At 67.5% G+C, this 14,600-nt stretch carries 17 protein-coding genes; 8 read left to right on the forward strand and 9 right to left on the reverse strand.

Annotated elements, in window-relative coordinates; genetic code table 11:
* Positions 1-13 precede the first annotated feature (13 nt).
* Both arsB and JLDANKMP_RS13915 read left to right on the forward strand, forming a co-directional pair.
* Positions 14-1,045: an ACR3 family arsenite efflux transporter gene (gene arsB / locus JLDANKMP_RS13910; RefSeq protein WP_212561435.1), complete on the forward strand. Its 1,032-nt coding sequence runs from the start codon at positions 14-16 to the stop codon at positions 1,043-1,045.
* 480 nt (positions 1,046-1,525) lie between these two features.
* Positions 1,526-1,900: a hypothetical protein gene (locus JLDANKMP_RS13915; RefSeq protein ID WP_212561436.1), complete on the forward strand. Its 375-nt coding sequence runs from the start codon at positions 1,526-1,528 to the stop codon at positions 1,898-1,900.
* Positions 1,901-1,960: 60 nt separating this feature from the next.
* Here JLDANKMP_RS13915 and JLDANKMP_RS13920 read toward each other — a convergent pair whose 3' ends face one another.
* Positions 1,961-2,635: an Ivy family c-type lysozyme inhibitor gene (locus JLDANKMP_RS13920; protein WP_212561437.1), complete on the reverse strand. Its 675-nt coding sequence runs from the start codon at positions 2,633-2,635 to the stop codon at positions 1,961-1,963.
* A gap of 136 nt (positions 2,636-2,771) precedes the next feature.
* Between JLDANKMP_RS13920 and JLDANKMP_RS13925 the strand changes: the two genes are divergently transcribed.
* Positions 2,772-3,227 (forward strand): nuclear transport factor 2 family protein, encoded by a 456-nt coding sequence (locus JLDANKMP_RS13925; protein WP_212561438.1) that lies wholly within the window; start codon positions 2,772-2,774, stop codon positions 3,225-3,227.
* A 149-nt stretch (positions 3,228-3,376) separates the two neighbouring features.
* On the opposite strand, the gene JLDANKMP_RS13930 is transcribed toward JLDANKMP_RS13925, so the two are convergent.
* From JLDANKMP_RS13930 to JLDANKMP_RS13950, 5 genes are all read right to left on the reverse strand, one after another.
* On the reverse strand, positions 3,377-4,402 hold the full coding sequence (locus JLDANKMP_RS13930) for an NAD(P)H-dependent glycerol-3-phosphate dehydrogenase (RefSeq protein ID WP_005407597.1): 1,026 nt from the start codon (positions 4,400-4,402) through the stop codon (positions 3,377-3,379).
* Between the two features lie 20 nt (positions 4,403-4,422).
* Positions 4,423-4,941, reverse strand: a complete 519-nt coding sequence (gene secB, locus JLDANKMP_RS13935; RefSeq protein ID WP_005407596.1) for a protein-export chaperone SecB — start codon at positions 4,939-4,941, stop codon at positions 4,423-4,425.
* 99 nt (positions 4,942-5,040) lie between these two features.
* Positions 5,041-5,478, reverse strand: a complete 438-nt coding sequence (locus JLDANKMP_RS13940) for a rhodanese-like domain-containing protein (RefSeq protein WP_004153552.1) — start codon at positions 5,476-5,478, stop codon at positions 5,041-5,043.
* A 57-nt stretch (positions 5,479-5,535) separates the two neighbouring features.
* Positions 5,536-5,961 (reverse strand): hypothetical protein, encoded by a 426-nt coding sequence (locus JLDANKMP_RS13945; protein ID WP_005407594.1) that lies wholly within the window; start codon positions 5,959-5,961, stop codon positions 5,536-5,538.
* A 32-nt stretch (positions 5,962-5,993) separates the two neighbouring features.
* Positions 5,994-6,461 (reverse strand): YiiD C-terminal domain-containing protein, encoded by a 468-nt coding sequence (locus tag JLDANKMP_RS13950; RefSeq protein ID WP_061479369.1) that lies wholly within the window; start codon positions 6,459-6,461, stop codon positions 5,994-5,996.
* A gap of 35 nt (positions 6,462-6,496) precedes the next feature.
* Here JLDANKMP_RS13950 and JLDANKMP_RS13955 point away from each other — a divergent pair, with 35 nt between their 5' ends.
* The 3 genes from JLDANKMP_RS13955 (at position 6,497) to JLDANKMP_RS13965 (ending at position 9,690) form a co-directional block, all read left to right on the forward strand.
* Positions 6,497-7,306, forward strand: a complete 810-nt coding sequence (locus tag JLDANKMP_RS13955; RefSeq protein ID WP_212561439.1) for a uroporphyrinogen-III synthase — start codon at positions 6,497-6,499, stop codon at positions 7,304-7,306.
* 104 nt (positions 7,307-7,410) lie between these two features.
* A complete protein-coding gene (locus JLDANKMP_RS13960; RefSeq protein WP_012478740.1) occupies positions 7,411-8,388 on the forward strand; it encodes a uroporphyrinogen-III C-methyltransferase in 978 nt (325 codons plus the stop codon).
* Between the two features lie 6 nt (positions 8,389-8,394).
* The gene (locus tag JLDANKMP_RS13965; protein WP_012478739.1) at positions 8,395-9,690 is read left to right on the forward strand and encodes a heme biosynthesis HemY N-terminal domain-containing protein; all 1,296 of its coding nucleotides are present in this window, start codon (positions 8,395-8,397) and stop codon (positions 9,688-9,690) included.
* Positions 9,691-9,799: 109 nt separating this feature from the next.
* On the opposite strand, the gene JLDANKMP_RS13970 is transcribed toward JLDANKMP_RS13965, so the two are convergent.
* The gene (locus JLDANKMP_RS13970; RefSeq protein ID WP_111193964.1) at positions 9,800-11,095 is read right to left on the reverse strand and encodes an acetyl-CoA C-acetyltransferase; all 1,296 of its coding nucleotides are present in this window, start codon (positions 11,093-11,095) and stop codon (positions 9,800-9,802) included.
* Between the two features lie 93 nt (positions 11,096-11,188).
* On the opposite strand from JLDANKMP_RS13970, the gene JLDANKMP_RS13975 reads away from it, so the two are divergent.
* Together JLDANKMP_RS13975 and JLDANKMP_RS13980 are read left to right on the forward strand one after the other, a co-directional pair.
* Positions 11,189-12,076, forward strand: a complete 888-nt coding sequence (locus tag JLDANKMP_RS13975) for a hypothetical protein (protein ID WP_212561440.1) — start codon at positions 11,189-11,191, stop codon at positions 12,074-12,076.
* A gap of 99 nt (positions 12,077-12,175) precedes the next feature.
* Positions 12,176-13,243: a TonB family protein gene (locus tag JLDANKMP_RS13980; protein WP_212561441.1), complete on the forward strand. Its 1,068-nt coding sequence runs from the start codon at positions 12,176-12,178 to the stop codon at positions 13,241-13,243.
* Positions 13,244-13,343: 100 nt separating this feature from the next.
* Here the strand turns inward: JLDANKMP_RS13980 and JLDANKMP_RS13985 are convergent, their stop codons facing one another.
* Both JLDANKMP_RS13985 and JLDANKMP_RS13990 read right to left on the reverse strand, forming a co-directional pair.
* Entirely contained in the window at positions 13,344-13,970 is a 627-nt protein-coding gene (locus JLDANKMP_RS13985; RefSeq protein WP_212561442.1) for a superoxide dismutase family protein, read from the reverse strand.
* A 31-nt stretch (positions 13,971-14,001) separates the two neighbouring features.
* Positions 14,002-14,571 carry a superoxide dismutase family protein gene (locus JLDANKMP_RS13990; protein WP_005407586.1) on the reverse strand — a complete coding sequence of 190 codons (570 nt, stop codon included), beginning with the start codon at positions 14,569-14,571 and terminating at the stop codon, positions 14,002-14,004.
* Between the last annotated feature and the right edge of the window lie 29 nt (positions 14,572-14,600).

Below are 14,600 nucleotides of genomic sequence, written 5' to 3' on the forward strand. Positions count from 1 at the left end.
CGGTGCCACTGCCATGAGCCTGTTCGAGCGGCACCTGACCCTGTGGGTTGTGCTGTGCATTGCGGTCGGCACGCTGCTGGGCCACTTCCTACCCGGTGCCTTCGCGGTGCTGGCCTCCGCCGAAGTGGCCAAGGTCAACCTGCCGGTTGCCGCGCTGATCTGGCTGATGATCATCCCGATGCTGCTGAAGGTCGACTTCACCGCAATGCGCCAGTTGCAGCAGCACTGGAAGGGCATCGGGGTAACGCTGTTCATCAACTGGGCCGTGAAGCCGTTCTCGATGGCGCTGCTGGGCTGGCTGTTCCTGCGCCATGCCTTCGCCGACTGGCTGCCCGCAGCACAGATCGACAGCTACATCGCCGGGCTGATCCTGCTGGCAGCGGCGCCCTGTACTGCCATGGTGTTCGTGTGGAGCAACCTGTGCCGCGGTGATGCCAACTTCACCCTGAGCCAGGTGGCCTTGAACGACGCGATCATGGTGGTCGCGTATGCGCCGGTGGTTGCGCTGTTGCTCGGCCTGTCGGCGATCACTGTGCCGTGGGACACGCTGCTGTTGTCGGTGGGCCTCTACATTGTGGTGCCCGTGCTGGTGGCCGCCCTGCTGCGGCACTGGATCCTTTCGCGCAGCGGCGAGGCGGGCCTGCAGCGTGCGCTTCGAAGGCTGGGACCGCTGTCCCTGTCTGCGCTGCTGCTGACGCTGGTGGTGCTGTTCGGATTCCAGGGCCAGCAGATCGTGAAGCAGCCGCTGGTGATCGCACTGATTGCGGTGCCGATCCTGATCCAGGTCTACTTCACTTCAGGCCTGGCCTATCTGCTCAACCGCCGCTTGGGCGTGGCGCATTGCGTGGCCGGCCCGTCAGCGCTGATTGGCGCCAGCAACTTCTTCGAACTGGCTGTGGCCACAGCGGTGGGACTGTTCGGCGTGCACTCGGGAGCGGCGCTGGCCACCGTGGTGGGTGTGCTGATCGAGGTACCGGTCATGCTGTCCGTGGTGCGGATCGTAAACCGTACACAAGCCTGGTACGAGAGACGCGAAGAGCACTGACAGATCAAAGTGTGCGGGAATCGATTTACGTTCTTCGCCCCGCACTGTCGTCATCGACTTGGTGGGGTGCCCGTACGCCACGTCATCAACTTCGACCCATGTCGCATATTCCCCATGCCGCTACGGCCGTTGCGGCGCCTGCGTCTGCGACAGCTTAACAGCGTGCAAAAATGCCAGAAGCGTCTTTGATCAAGCGTTGAATGCAACTGTTCTGATTGGCACCGCGCAGCAGCACGCGTACAGATGACGTTCCATCGAAAAAGGATGGCCGGGCTTCGAAAACCCGTGCGCTTGTTTAACAACGCTTGCCCGCCGGCGTCACCCCTCGTGGCGCCGGCGGGCAATCCGTCTGCCGGCTATGGCGGGCGGAGCGTGGAGGCCCTGTGCCTGCCGGTTTCAACAAGCGCCCGGTTTTCGAGCCACGTCTCCGCCCGCCACCTTTACGTGGCGGCTGCCGTCTGTCCTGCACGGAGCATTGCCATGAGCACACCCGAATCCTCCCGACTACGCACGCAGTACGTGCCCGCCAACGCGGACGTGCCTTCGGAAGCACCGCACCCGCACGATCCTCTCGGTTTCATCGCCACCCTCGACCGCATTGGCAAGGGCGCCGCCGCCGACGGCCAGCCCTGGCCGGAACGTCATCAGATGCCCGGCCGCCGCATGGCCTTGGCCGACGCGGACTGCGCATTGACCGGCCTGCGCGTGGCCCTGGAAATGCTGCTGGCTGCCGAGCGCGTGCGCCAGAACGGACCCGACGAGGAGTACGTGGGCGACCGTGTGATGGAGGGCCTGATGATGGTCAGTCTGTCGCTGACAGCACAGGTCAGCGCACGCATGCGGCCGGAAGGGTGATACGGGGAACAACGCTCACTGCAACGCCGGGCACGGCCCGGCGCTGCGGTGCGCGCCACATCACTCGCAGAGTGCGCTGTCTTCCTTCAACGCGGCATCCTGCAGTGGCTGGCGCTGTTCGATCTGCGCACGTTGTTCCGCCGTCGGCTCGCCCAGCCACCATACACGGCAGCGCGCGGTAAGACGGCCAACCATCTTCGACTGATCGGGCGAGTACAGCATCGCCAACGCGGTGCCGGGGCAGTCGTGGGCCTGGCAGGCGGTATAGAACCACCACGGCTCGCCCTGCAGCACCACCAGCTCGCCAGGACCGCTGGGCCCGCTCAACAGGCGTTCACGCAGCGATGGAATCTCCTTGTCAGCGGATTCGGCTGCGGCCGTGTTCTTCATCAGGGTGTTGAACGCGGCCAGCACCTTCGGATCCTTGCGGCCGCAGTCGTCCACGGTATTGCCGCCCACCAGGGTGAAGAAATGCGTCGCCAGCGGATTGTCCGCGCAGGTGAGTTCCCCGCCGGCGATCGGGTCTTCCGGTTCGCCTTCGTTATCCCACACCGAGGGGTCCACACCCTCTTCGGCGGATGGTTCCTTCTCCACCACCGTGGCGGTAGCGGCCGGTGCTTCGGTGGTCGGTGCCGGCGCCACAGCAGGTGCAGTCTCGCCAGTCTTCTCCGGTGCCTGTCCGCAGGCTGCCAGCAGCGCGGCCATCATCGCCATCCCTGTGATTCGCATCTTCATTCCGTGTCCTTGTCTGATCTGCGCTGCATCCACCGAATCGGCGGCCGCGTGATTCTAACCAGCGGCGCGCTAGGATGCGTCTGAAGCCTTCCCATCATCACCAGGGCCTGGACGCATGCGCCGCACACGACTCGCCATGATCTTCTGCAGTGCCCTGCTGGTGGCATCGCCGGCAATTGCACACGATGCAGAAGGCGCGAAGCCCGCACAGCCGCTTCCCGATATCGCGCTGCCCGCACCGCTGGACCGTGTACTGCGCGACTACGAGCAGGCGTGGCGCACGGGTGATGCCAAGGCGCTGGCTGCGCTGTTCGCTGAGGATGGCTTTGTGCTGCAGAGCAACCAGCCGCCGGTGCGCGGTCGCAATGCGATCGAGGCCGCGTATGCCGGCCAGGGCAGCAGTCCGTTGCGGCTGCGTGCCTTGGCGTATGCGGTGGAGGGGAATACGGGCTACATCATTGGTGCGTACAGCTACGGCAACAACGTGGGCGATACCGGCAAGTTCACGCTCACGTTGAAGCGCGTGGGTGATGGGCCGTGGCTGATCTTCTCGGACATGGACAACACCAGCGCGCCGCCGCGGGCGCGGTGATCGGCGTTGCAGTAGATCCACGCCATGCGTGGATATGCAGCGCGCGTGATGCCAAGCAAGCTTGGCACCCACCAAAGCCTGTCTCCCGTCCGGCACCCGCGTGTACTCCCTGATGAAAAAACCCCGGCACTTGGCCGGGGTTTTTCGATTCACTTGAACAGCGTGTCCGGGTACTCCGGTTTCTGTTCCCGCGCCAGCAATGCGCGCAGGCCTTCTTCCGGCGTCTGCTCGCCATGCAGCACGGCACGCACGCGGTCGGAGATCGGCAGGTCGATGCCATGGCGGCGCGCCTGTCGCATCACTTCGTCGGCGGTCTGCACCGATTCGACCACCTGGCCGATTTCGCGCACGGCATCCTGCAGCGTCTGGCCACGGCCCAGGGCCAGGCCCAGGCGGCGGTTGCGCGACAGGTCGCCGGTACAGGTCAGCACCAGATCGCCGAGGCCCGCCAGGCCCATCAGCGTTTCCGGCTTGGCACCGATGGCAGCGGCCAGGCGCAGCATCTCGTTGAGGCCACGGGTGATCAGGCCGGCACGGGCGTTGAGGCCCAGCTGCATGCCATCGGCCACGCCGGTGGCCACGGCCAGCACGTTCTTCATCGCACCGCCCAGCTCGGCACCGACCATGTCGTCGCCGGTGTAGGCGCGGAACGCCGGGCCATGCATCGCCTCGGCCACCGTCTGCGCGAACTCGGGCACGTCGCCGTGCACGGTGATCGCGGTCGGCAGGCCCTGGGTCACTTCCTTGGCGAACGACGGCCCGGTGACAACGGCCAGCGGCACGTCCTCACCCAGCACTTCGCGCGCCACTTCATGCAGGAAGCGGCCCGAACCGGGTTCGAAGCCCTTGGTGGCCCAGGCCACGCCGGCACCGGCAGGACGCAGCGGCGCCAGCGCACGCACGGTTTCGCCGAAGGCATGCGAGGGGGTCACCACCAGGATCCAGGCCGCGCCCTCCACCGCCGACGCCAGATCGGTGGTGGCACGCAGGCTGTCCGGCAGCGGGATGCCCGGCAGGTAACGCGGGTTCTCGTGGCGCTGGTCGATGGCTTCGACCACGGCAGCATCGCGCCCCCACAGCACGGTCGGATGACCGTGCCGTGCGAGCAGGCTGGCCAGCGCGGTTCCCCAGGAACCGGCGCCAAGCACGGCGATCTTGTCAGCGGTAGTGCTCATCCGTGACGTCGCGGCAGGAATCAGGCGTTGCCAGCCGGCTCGGAGTCAGCCAGCGACGGTGCGTCGCCCTGCTCCTGGCGCTGGCGCAGGGTTTCTGCGTACAGGCCTTCGAAGTTGATCGGCTGCAGGAAGAACGGCGGGAAGCCGCCGGCCTGGATCAGGTCGCTGATCAGCTGGCGCACGTACGGGAACAGGATGTTCGGGCACTGGGTGCCGAGCAGCACGTCGATCGACTGCGGGTCCAGGCCGACCAGGCCGAACACGCCGGCCTGCTTCACTTCGGCCACGTAGGCGGTGCGCTCACCGGCCTGGCAGGTCAGGGTCACGGCCAGCACGACTTCGAAGGCGTTCTCACCCAGGCGCTGCACCTGCTGGTTCAGGTTCAGCTGCAGCTCCGGCTGCACCTGGTCATTGAAGATGGTCGGGGCGTTCGGCGACTCGAAGGAGACGTCCTTGACGTAGATCTTCTCGACGGTGAAAGCGGGGCCGGTGGCGGCATCGACCGGCGCAGCAGCGCCGTTGGTGATCTCTTCGGACATTTCCAGTAACTCCAATGAATGCAATGAAAACGATGGTCGAATTACTGCGATGGGGGCGGGATCAGGCCCATACAAGGCCGGATCCGCCACCTGCGGCAATCAGTTGCGGCCCTTGACCAGCGGCAGCTCGGCCTGCTGCCAGGCGGGAATGCCGCCGTCGAGCACGTAGACCTTCTCGAAGCCGGCCTTCTTCAGCGCCTTGGCGGCGGTTTCCGAGGCGTTGCCGCTGCGGCACACCAGCACCACCGGCGACTGCTTGGCGTTGGCCACCAGCTTGTTGTCCGGGCCGAAGGCACTGGCCTGGGCGTTGCGGCTGCCGGCAATGTGGCCCTTCTCGAAGTCACCGCTGGCCGACAGGTCGACCACCACCGTGCCGCCCGCGTTCATCAGCTGGGTCAGTTCGGCGGGCTTGATGCCCTTGAAGCCCCGGAACAGGCGGCGGATCTCGGTGACGATGATGGCCACGGTCAGGCCGACCAGGGCCGCGGACAGCATCGGGTTTCGGCCTGCAAAGGCCAGCAACTCTTCGTAATTCACTCAGGTCACGGGTCGATTAAGCGGGCGCCGATTGTCGCACAAGCCGGACGCGGCCCGTCACTGCCCCTTCCACAGGTCCGGCAGGCCGGCGGTCTGCCACCAGCGCTTGGCCTCCGGATCCCACCGCCAGCGCTCGACCACCATCACGGTGCGTTCGGCCTGGGTGTTCTGGTTGATCACCCCGATTTCGACCCGGCGCTCGACCAGGCCGCCTTCCAGCGCCGCGCTGCTGCGCTCGCGGTAGGACGACACGCGCAGCTGCGCGTAGCGGTTGAGCTCGAACTCGGTAGGCGGCTTTTCCTTGCGCAGCTTGGGGTCCAGATAGCCGATGGCATCGTCCATGCTGCCCCAGCGGATGGTGGCGCCGTAGGCGATCTGGGTCTCTTCCAGCAGCTTGCGCTGCTTGCGGCTCAGGTCGTCGGCCGAAGCCACGGCGCTGACCAGCAGCAGGGAACACATCAGGAACTGGATGAGGCGGCGCATCGGTGGTTTCCCCAGAACGTCAGCCTGCCATCCTACCCTTTGGCGAAGGCAACAAAGCGACCGCTGAACTCGGCGGCAGGCCTGCCATCGGCACCGGGCTGGGTGGCGATGATGCTGATGCGGGCCTTGCGGCGCTGGCGGAAGGTGTTCAGGAAGGCGTCCCAGCCGGTGGCCTCGGCCGCTTCGGCGTGGGCGTGCAGGTCTTCGTAGACCGGCGCCAGGTAGCGCAGGTTGCTGTCGGCCACGTAGACCTCGGCATCGTGGCCGGCCAGGCGCAGGCGCAGGCTGACAAGCGCCCAGCCGGACAGGGTCAGCACCGAGGCCAGGCTGCCACCGAAGGCGTTGCCCTTGTCGTTGACGTTGGCGGCCAGCGGCGCGGTGATGCGCAGCACGCCATCGGCATAGCCGTCGAGCTGGATCTGCATGGCGCGGACCGCCGGCATGCAGTCCAGCACGTCCTGCAGGGCGGCCAGCGAGGAAGTCAGAGCATCAACGGACATCGGAGCAGAGACCACGACAACGAAGGGCCCGCATAATGCAGGCAATGGCCGACCATACGATACCCACTGGCGCCGCCGGTTCCGAGCCGGGCTGGACCTTCATTTCGCTGCGACCGCAGGGCCAGAATTCCGCGCTGCGCCGCGCCGTTGCTGGGCTGGGCGGGCATGTGGTGGCCCTGCCACCCTGGCGCCTGCAGCGCTTGAACGGCATGCCAGTGGTGCGTCAGCTGCAACGCGCGCTGAACTGCGATCGGGTGGTGTTCACCAGCCCGGCCGCCGTGACCGCGGCCGCCAACCTTCTGCCACTGGCCGAGGCGCAACGCAGCCCGTGGCTGACCGTGGGCGAAGGCACCGCGCGCGCGCTGCGGGCGCAGGGCGTCGGCGAGGTGCATGCACCGCAGCGGATGGACAGCGAGGGCCTGCTGGCGCTGCCGGTGCTGGCCGAGGCGCGAGGCCTGCGCATCGGCCTGGTCACCGCGCCCGGCGGACGCGGGCTGATTACTGCACACCTGCAGGCCGCAGGCGCCACGATCGAACGTGCCGATGTCTATCAGCGCCGCCTGCTGCGCCTGTCGCCCCGCACGCTGGCTCGATTGGCGCATTCAGCGCAGCCGTGGGTGCTGGCGGTGAGCAGTGGTGAGGCGTTGCTGCATTTCTGGCAGCAGCTTCCGCCGGCATTGCAGCAACGCCTGCAGGCCCAGGCCACCGTCGTCGTGGCCAGCGAACGGCTGGGCGATCAGGCGCATGCACTGGGGCTGCAGCGCGTGGTGCGCGCGGCCGGGCCCACCACGGCGCAGCTGGTGGCCGCTGCACACGCCACGCTCACCGTCCCGGCAGCGACCTGAACAGGGACGTGGGTCACGCTTGCCGCTGTGGTCGGCAACAGTGATGCTGTGCACAACGCGGCCTGCCGGATCCTGACCGGCGACGTTGCCGACAAGGAAGCCCCATGAACGAGACTCCGCCCGTTTCCCCGCCCCGTCGACCCGTGCGCTGGCTGCTGCCGCTGGCCGGGGTGGTCGTGCTTGGCGTGGGCGGCTATGCCGGCTGGTACGTCTGGCAGCAGCAACAGCACGAACAGGAAGCGCAGGCACAGACCATGGCCGTGCAGCTGCAGGGCCTGGAGGCGACGCTGGATGCACTGCGCCGCGACCAGCGCGCGACCAGCCAGCGGCTGCAGGATGCGGCGACCACCAACCGCGTGCTGCGCGACGAGATGCTGGGCCTTTCGCAGCGCAGTGCGCTGCTGGAAGAGAACCTGGCCAAGCTGGCCGACAGCGCCAACCAGGGCCGCCAGGCGGTACAGCGCGATGAGGCCGAACTGCTGCTGACCCAGGCGGCGCAGCGGCTGAATTATGCCGACGATGTGGAAGGCGCGCGCCGCCTGTATGCACAGGCCGCCACCGCGCTGGCCGATCTGCCCGACAGCGATGGCCTGAACCTGCGCCAGGCATTGGTGCAGGAGCGCGATGCACTCGATGCGCTGGGCGCCGGCCCGCGCGTGCAGTCGCTGCAGCGGCTGGATGCCTTGGCCAGGGCACTGCAGGGGCTGCCGTCGCAAGTGACTGGCAACGCTGCGACCGACACCGCAAAACCGTGGTGGCAATCGACGCTGGCCCCGTTCGTGGACATCACCCCGAGCCGCCAGAATGGCCCGCTGACCGCCGCCGAACGTCGCAATGCCGACGACGCCCTGCAGCTGGAACTGACCCTGGCGCGCGCCGCGATCGAACGCGGCGACCGCACGGGCCGCGATACCGCACTGGAACGCGTGGAGCACTGGGCACAGCGGCGCTGGCCGGATTCACCGGCCCTGCGCGCGCAACGTGCTGAACTGAAGGCCTTGCGCGAGCTTCCGCTGCAGGCCAGCAACACCGTGCTTGGCAGCACCCTGCAGCAACTGCGCACCCAGACCGACCGGAGGTAATCCCGCATGAAACCCCTGCAATCCCTGGTTGTGCTGTTGCTGGCGGTGGCCATCGGCGTGGTGGCCGCGCAATGGCTGGGCGCCGATGACCTCAACCGTTTCGGTGAAGTAACCCTGCGCTACGGCGGTTACGACTACCACAGCAACCTGCCGAAGGTGGCGCTGCTGTCGGTGATCGCAGTGCTGGTGCTGTGGCTGCTGTGGAGCCTGATTGCCGCACCGTTCCGCGCCTGGGGCCGCTACCGCCGCAAGCAGGGCCGGGTGCGCCTGATCGACGGCCTGCAGGCCTACGAGCACGGCCAGTGGCAGCGTGCCGAGAAGCTGCTGGATGGCGCTGCCAAGGACCCTGAAGTGAGCGCGGTGGCGCTGGCCAATGCCGTGCGCAGCGCACAGGCACGTGCCGACGGCCCCGCCGGTGAAGCGCTGCTGCAGCGTCTTGGCGAGAGCGATGCCACCCTGCAGGCGCTGCTGCGCGCCGAACAGCTGCTGGCGCGCGATCTGCCGGTGGATGCGATCAACGCATTGGACGTGGCGGCGATCCAGCCGCTGCCGCCGCGCGGCCTGTGGCTGCGTACCGAAGCGCTGGCGCGTGCCGGCCGCGCACACGAGGCCTATGGCCAGCTGGGTGCGCTGCGCCAGAGCAAGGTACTGCCGGCCGAATCAAACAGCGAACTGGAAGCCCGCCTGGCCGCACAGGCGCTGCTGGAAGCGGCCGACGTCAACGCATTGGCCGCACAGTGGGAAGCCACGCCGAAGGCGCTGCGGCCGACCCCGGACGTGGTGGGCGCCTATGCCAGCCGTGCGGTGGCCCTGAACTGGGATGAGCCGGCGCTGCTGGCGCTGGAACAGGCGCTGGACCAGCGCTGGGACGACGAACTGGTCGCGCTGTACGGCCGTCTGCCGGCCGAGCGCCTGGCCACCCGCCAGGCCAACCTGGCGCGCTGGCGCAATGTGCATGATGGCTCGGCCGCACTGCATCTGGCGCAGGGCCGCGTGGCCCTGGCCCAGCAGCAGTGGGATGCCGCCGATACGTTCCTGCACGAGGCCATCGCCGCCGGCGCCGGTGCCCCGGCGTGGGAGGCACTGGGTGAACTGTTCGCGCAGCGTGGCGAGCACGCGCTGGCCGCGCAGTGCCTGGCCAATGCGCTGCGACTGCAGCGCGGCGAGGACAGCGTGGCGCTGGTGCGCGGCAGCGAGGCGCCACTGCGTGCCACGGTGGAAGAGCAGCCGATCGCGGTGCAGCCCCCGGTATATGACGCCAATGAAGAGCGCGACGAGTTCGGCAACCCGCGGTTGCCGTGAAGCGTGCCGACCAACGGTCGGCACCCTCCGGAGCAACAAAAAAACGCCGCCCATTGGGCGGCGTTTTCGTACCAGCGCTGCCGGCCAGCGGCCGGCACTACCGTGATGCTCAGCGTTCGACGATCGCCACCACGCCCATGCCGCCGGCGGTGCAGATCGACACCAGCGCGCGGCCACCGCCGCGTTCGGCCAGCTGCTTGGCTGCGGTAGCGATCACGCGGGCGCCGGTGGCGGCGAACGGGTGGCCGGTAGCCAGCGACGAGCCCAGCAGGTTGATCCTGTCCGGGTCGATACGGCCCATCGGCGCATCCAGGCCCAAGCGGTTGCGGCAGTAATCCTCGCTCTCCCACGCACGCAGGGTGCACAGCACCTGTGCAGCGAAAGCCTCGTGGATCTCGTAGATGTCGAAGTCCTGCAGGGTCAGGCCGTTGCGCTTGAGCATCTCCGGCACGGCCACGGTCGGTGCCATCAGCAGGCCTTCGCCATGCACGAAGTCCACCGCAGAGACGTGCGCATCGCGCAGGTACGCCTGCGGCTCATGGCCGTGCGCACGCGCCCACTCTTCACTGGCCAGCAGCACCGCGGCGGCGCCATCGGTCAACGGCGTGGAGTTGGCGGCGGTCAGGGTGCCACGGCCGGAGACCTTGTCGAAGGCCGGCTTCAGCGTGGCCAGCTTTTCCAGCGAGGTATCCGGACGCAGGATGTTGTCGCGCTCGACGCCACGGAACGGTGCGATCAGATCGTTGAAGAAACCGCGCTCATAGGCAGCGGCCAGCTTCTTGTGCGAGGACACCGCCCACTCGTCCTGCGAGTCGCGCGAGATGTTCCATTCCTTGGCCATGTCCTCGCAGTGGTCGCCCATGCTCTTGCCGGTGCGCGGCTCGGCCACGCCCGGGAACTCGGGCTTGAGCTCGGAGAACTTGAAGCCGGAAGTGAGCGCGCGGATCTTGTCGCCGGTGCTCTTGGCACGGTTGGCGGCCAGCAGGCGCGCGCGCAGCTTCTTGCCGTAGACGATCGGCACGTCAGAGGTGGTGTCCGAACCGCCGCCGATGCCCGATTCGATCTGGCCCAGCGCGATCTTGTTGGCGACGGTGATGATGCTGTCCAGCGAGGTGCCACAGGCGCGCTGCAGGGTGATGCCCGGGGTCAGCGGCGACAGGCCGGACGACAGCGTGGCTTCACGGCCCAGGTTCCAGTCGCTGGAGTGCTTGATCACCGCACCCATCGCCACTTCACCCAGCTGCTGGCCGTGCAGGCCGAACCGTTCGACCAGCGCGCCCAGCGTACGGACCGACATGCCGAGGTTGCCGACATCCGAATACGCGGTGTTCTGGCGGCAGAACGGAATGCGGACGCCACCGAGGATGGCGACGGGACGAGCGTTGGGCATGGAGATACCTGGCATGGATGAGGGTGTCTGCAACATGGCCTGCACGGCGGAGCAGGCATAATGGAGCCAAGTGTAGCTGCCGCCCTGTGATGGGCCAACCGTGGAACCATGAGCAAACCCGACCCCGCGATGAATGCCCTTGGCGTGCTGGCCCTGGAACTGGCCGGCGGCGAAATCCCCCGCCAGGCGGTACTCAGCGCCGAACAGGCCGGTGAACTGGCCGATCGCGTCGGCCGCGACCTGTCCAAGCTGGTGCCGCAGGTGGCCAAGCTGGACCTGGTGTTCGCCGCCGCCCATTTCGACCCGGCCGAGGTGCTGCGCCCGGGCTGGCCGATCCATCGCCGCCTGGAAGAACTGCAGATGCGCGCCCCGGGCCGCAACCAGGGCCCGCGCCTGCTGGCCTTTGGTACCGACGCCCAGGGCGACGTTCCGCTGCCGTTCCAGGCCGATGCCAGCCTGGTGGGCGGCGGCCTGCGCGTGGTGCCGTTCCTGCTGACCGGCAGCGACGTGGCGACGACCAATGCGGTGGCCGAGGCGCTGGAAGACACGCTACTAGCCAACGGCATGGCCCATGCCGACACCGCGTTGATGGCGCAGAACACCTTCGGTGCCCGCATCGAGCACGCGCGCTATTTCACCGTGAACGACCTGGCCGCGATGATGTCGATGCAGTACGACAACCAGGGCCTGGCCGCGCTGTGGCCGCTGATCGAGACCGCGATCATGGCCCCCGGTGAAGACGAATGGCTCAACGCCGCGCCCGAGCCGCTGCTGCGTTACACGCATGGCGAAGCACGCATGGCGCTGTTCGATCCGGCCGGCTGGTGCGCGCACTACGATCAAGGCAAGAACGATTGCGACCGCCTGAAGGGCATCTACGAGCAGTTCCTGATGCGCCAGCGGCAGATGGCCGCCGTGCTGGAAGCGCATGGCGTGCCGGTACTGTTCGTGCACTGCGAGGCCGGCCAGGACGCGCGCGAACTGCTGGCGCGCTGATCAAGCCGCACCACGCGCCGCCAACCGGTTCGGCGGCGCGATGTGCCACCATTGCGGGCTTGTGCATGGATCACTCATGCGCGATCAAGGACGAACTGCATGCTGTATACACTTCAATGCGCAGGGCTGACCCTGCTTGCCGCAGCCGTCTGTGGCCTTCCGATCATGGCCCAGGCAGCGGTACCGGTTGCCGCGACACCCACCTGCACAGTTGCGCCGGCCTTCGCTGCTGCCGAGGCGGAGCCCGAGGTCTATGACAGCCATATCAGCTTCAGCAACACGGTCAAGGTGCAGGTCAACGTCGATGCGCAGGGCCGCGCCCACGATGCGCGCGTGCTGAACGGCTCCCGCAACCGGGTGCTGGATGATGCAGCCCGGCAGGCGGCCCTCAGCTGGAAGTATCAGTGCAAGGGCGTGGGCGGCATCGCGCAACCGGTCGTGCCTGTTCCGGAACCGGCTTGCCGGCTGGACCGCCTGAGCTGGGCGGACAACGAACCCAGGTTCTCCAGCGCAGTGCGGTCCAGCGGTTTGCGCGGCTCGGCGGAAGTCTGGTTGCGCCCGGTGGCCGGCGATCCGGCAAAAACGGAGGTGAAGATCGGCCGGAGCAGCGGGGATGCACGCATTGATGACACGCTGCTCAACGCCGCACGGAACTGGCGGCTGACCTGCCCGCCGGACGCGCCCGTGAAGCACCCCTGGATCAGCTTCACCCAGTCATTCAACTTCGAACCGCGGCGCCAGCCAGCGGCCACGGAGGCATCAGAGCCGGAGCCAGATGATGTGGTGATTGCAAATGATGCCCTGCTGGAATTCGGCACCGTCGCCGGCTTCGTCGAAGCGCTGCCGAAGATGAAGGGTGTAGATCTTGCGCCGGATCAGTCGAGTCAGCCGGGGATGACGCTCTACGACACCAGTCTTGGCGCGATCATGCGGGAAATCGAGATGACCGAGGGACGGTTGAAGCCGGTGACCATGACCCACTGGCTGGTGATGGTGCCGCCCCACCGCACGGCACCGGCCGTGGTGCGCACCTTCAAGCGCGAAGTGATCGATGCCAAGACGGGCAAGGCCCACATGCAGACCGATATCTCGATCCTGTGTGAAAGCGGCCCCGCCGAATGCGCTGAACTGCGGCAGCGACGCGACACATTGCTGCGATCCCCCTGACCGCAGCAAAGGCAGCCGAGCATCGGCTCGGCTCTACAGGAAGGGATGCAAGAAAAACGCCGGCTTGCGCCGGCGTTTTCCATTTCCAGCAGGAGCGCGCTTACGGCGCCTTCTGGATCACCGCACACGCCAGGCGCGCGCCGGCGTTGCCGGTCGGCTGGGTCTTGTAGTCATCCGCATCGGCGTGGACGATCAGGCCACGGCCGATGATGTCGAAGTCATCACCCTTGCCGATGTTGACGTTGCTCGACACCGGGCCGTCGATGGTGGCCACGCCCTTGTCGTCGGCCTTGATGTTGGGCATGTCGCCGCCGTGGTGCGGATCGGTGGCGACATTGCCGTGATCCTGCTTGCCCGGGTTGAAGTGGCCACCGGCGCTCATGCCGTCCGGGGCGCCGCAGTCGCCCTTCTCGTGGATGTGGAAGCCGTGCTCGCTGCCCGGCTTCAGGCCGCTGATCTGGCCGGTCACGTGGACCTTGCCATCGACCACCTTGAAGGTGACGCTGCCCTTGGTCTCGTTGCCCTGGGTCGGTGCCAGCTCGGCGCTGGCCGTAGCATCGGCAGCCGGTGCAGCCGCCGGGGCCGGCGTTGCAGCCGGTTCGGTGGTGGCACCGTCGGCCGGCGCGGCCGGAGGGGTTTCAGCCTGCGGCGCGGCCGGCTGCTGGTTGCAGGCCGCCAGGCCCAGCGCAGCAATGGCTGCGAACAGCGAAGTGTGGATCAAGCGCATGGAATCTCTCCCTGGATGATGCCTGCAGTGATCAGCGGACAACCCGGATCACGCCACAGGCGATGCGGACGCCGGCATTGCCGGCGGGCTGGCTGCGATAGTCGTCGGCGTTGGCATGCACGACCAGTGCACGTCCGGCGATATCGGTGGCGGCGCCTCCGCCAAGGGTAACGCCCTTGAGGTGGATATCGACGTTGGCGCGGCCCTGGGCGTCGGCACGCAGATTGTCCATGTCGCCCAGGTGGTGCTTGCCGGTGCCGGCGCGGCCATGCGCAGCGCCACCGGGATTGAAGTGATTGCCGGCACTGCTGGCATCCACCGCACTGCAGTCGCCGCGCTCGTGGATGTGGAAGCCGGCCTGCTGCATCGGCTGCAGGCCACCGATCAGGCCGGTGATGTGGATACCGCCGGGCTCCACCATCAGTGCGATGCGGCCACTGACAATGCTGGCCGAGGCCGGCGCAAGATTGGCCTCGCCCTGCTTCGCTGCGCTGACCACGGTCGGCGGCGGCGGAGTAGGTTCGGTCTTTTTCGGCGCGCTGCCGCAGGCAGACAGCAGCACGGCGGCGGACAACGGCAGGATGGCAAAGGACAGACGCATCAAGGACTCCTTGCAGATGACACTAAGCG

The sequence above is a fragment of the Stenotrophomonas sp. PE591 genome (assembly GCF_018320795.1).
GTDB lineage: Bacteria > Pseudomonadota > Gammaproteobacteria > Xanthomonadales > Xanthomonadaceae > Stenotrophomonas > Stenotrophomonas maltophilia.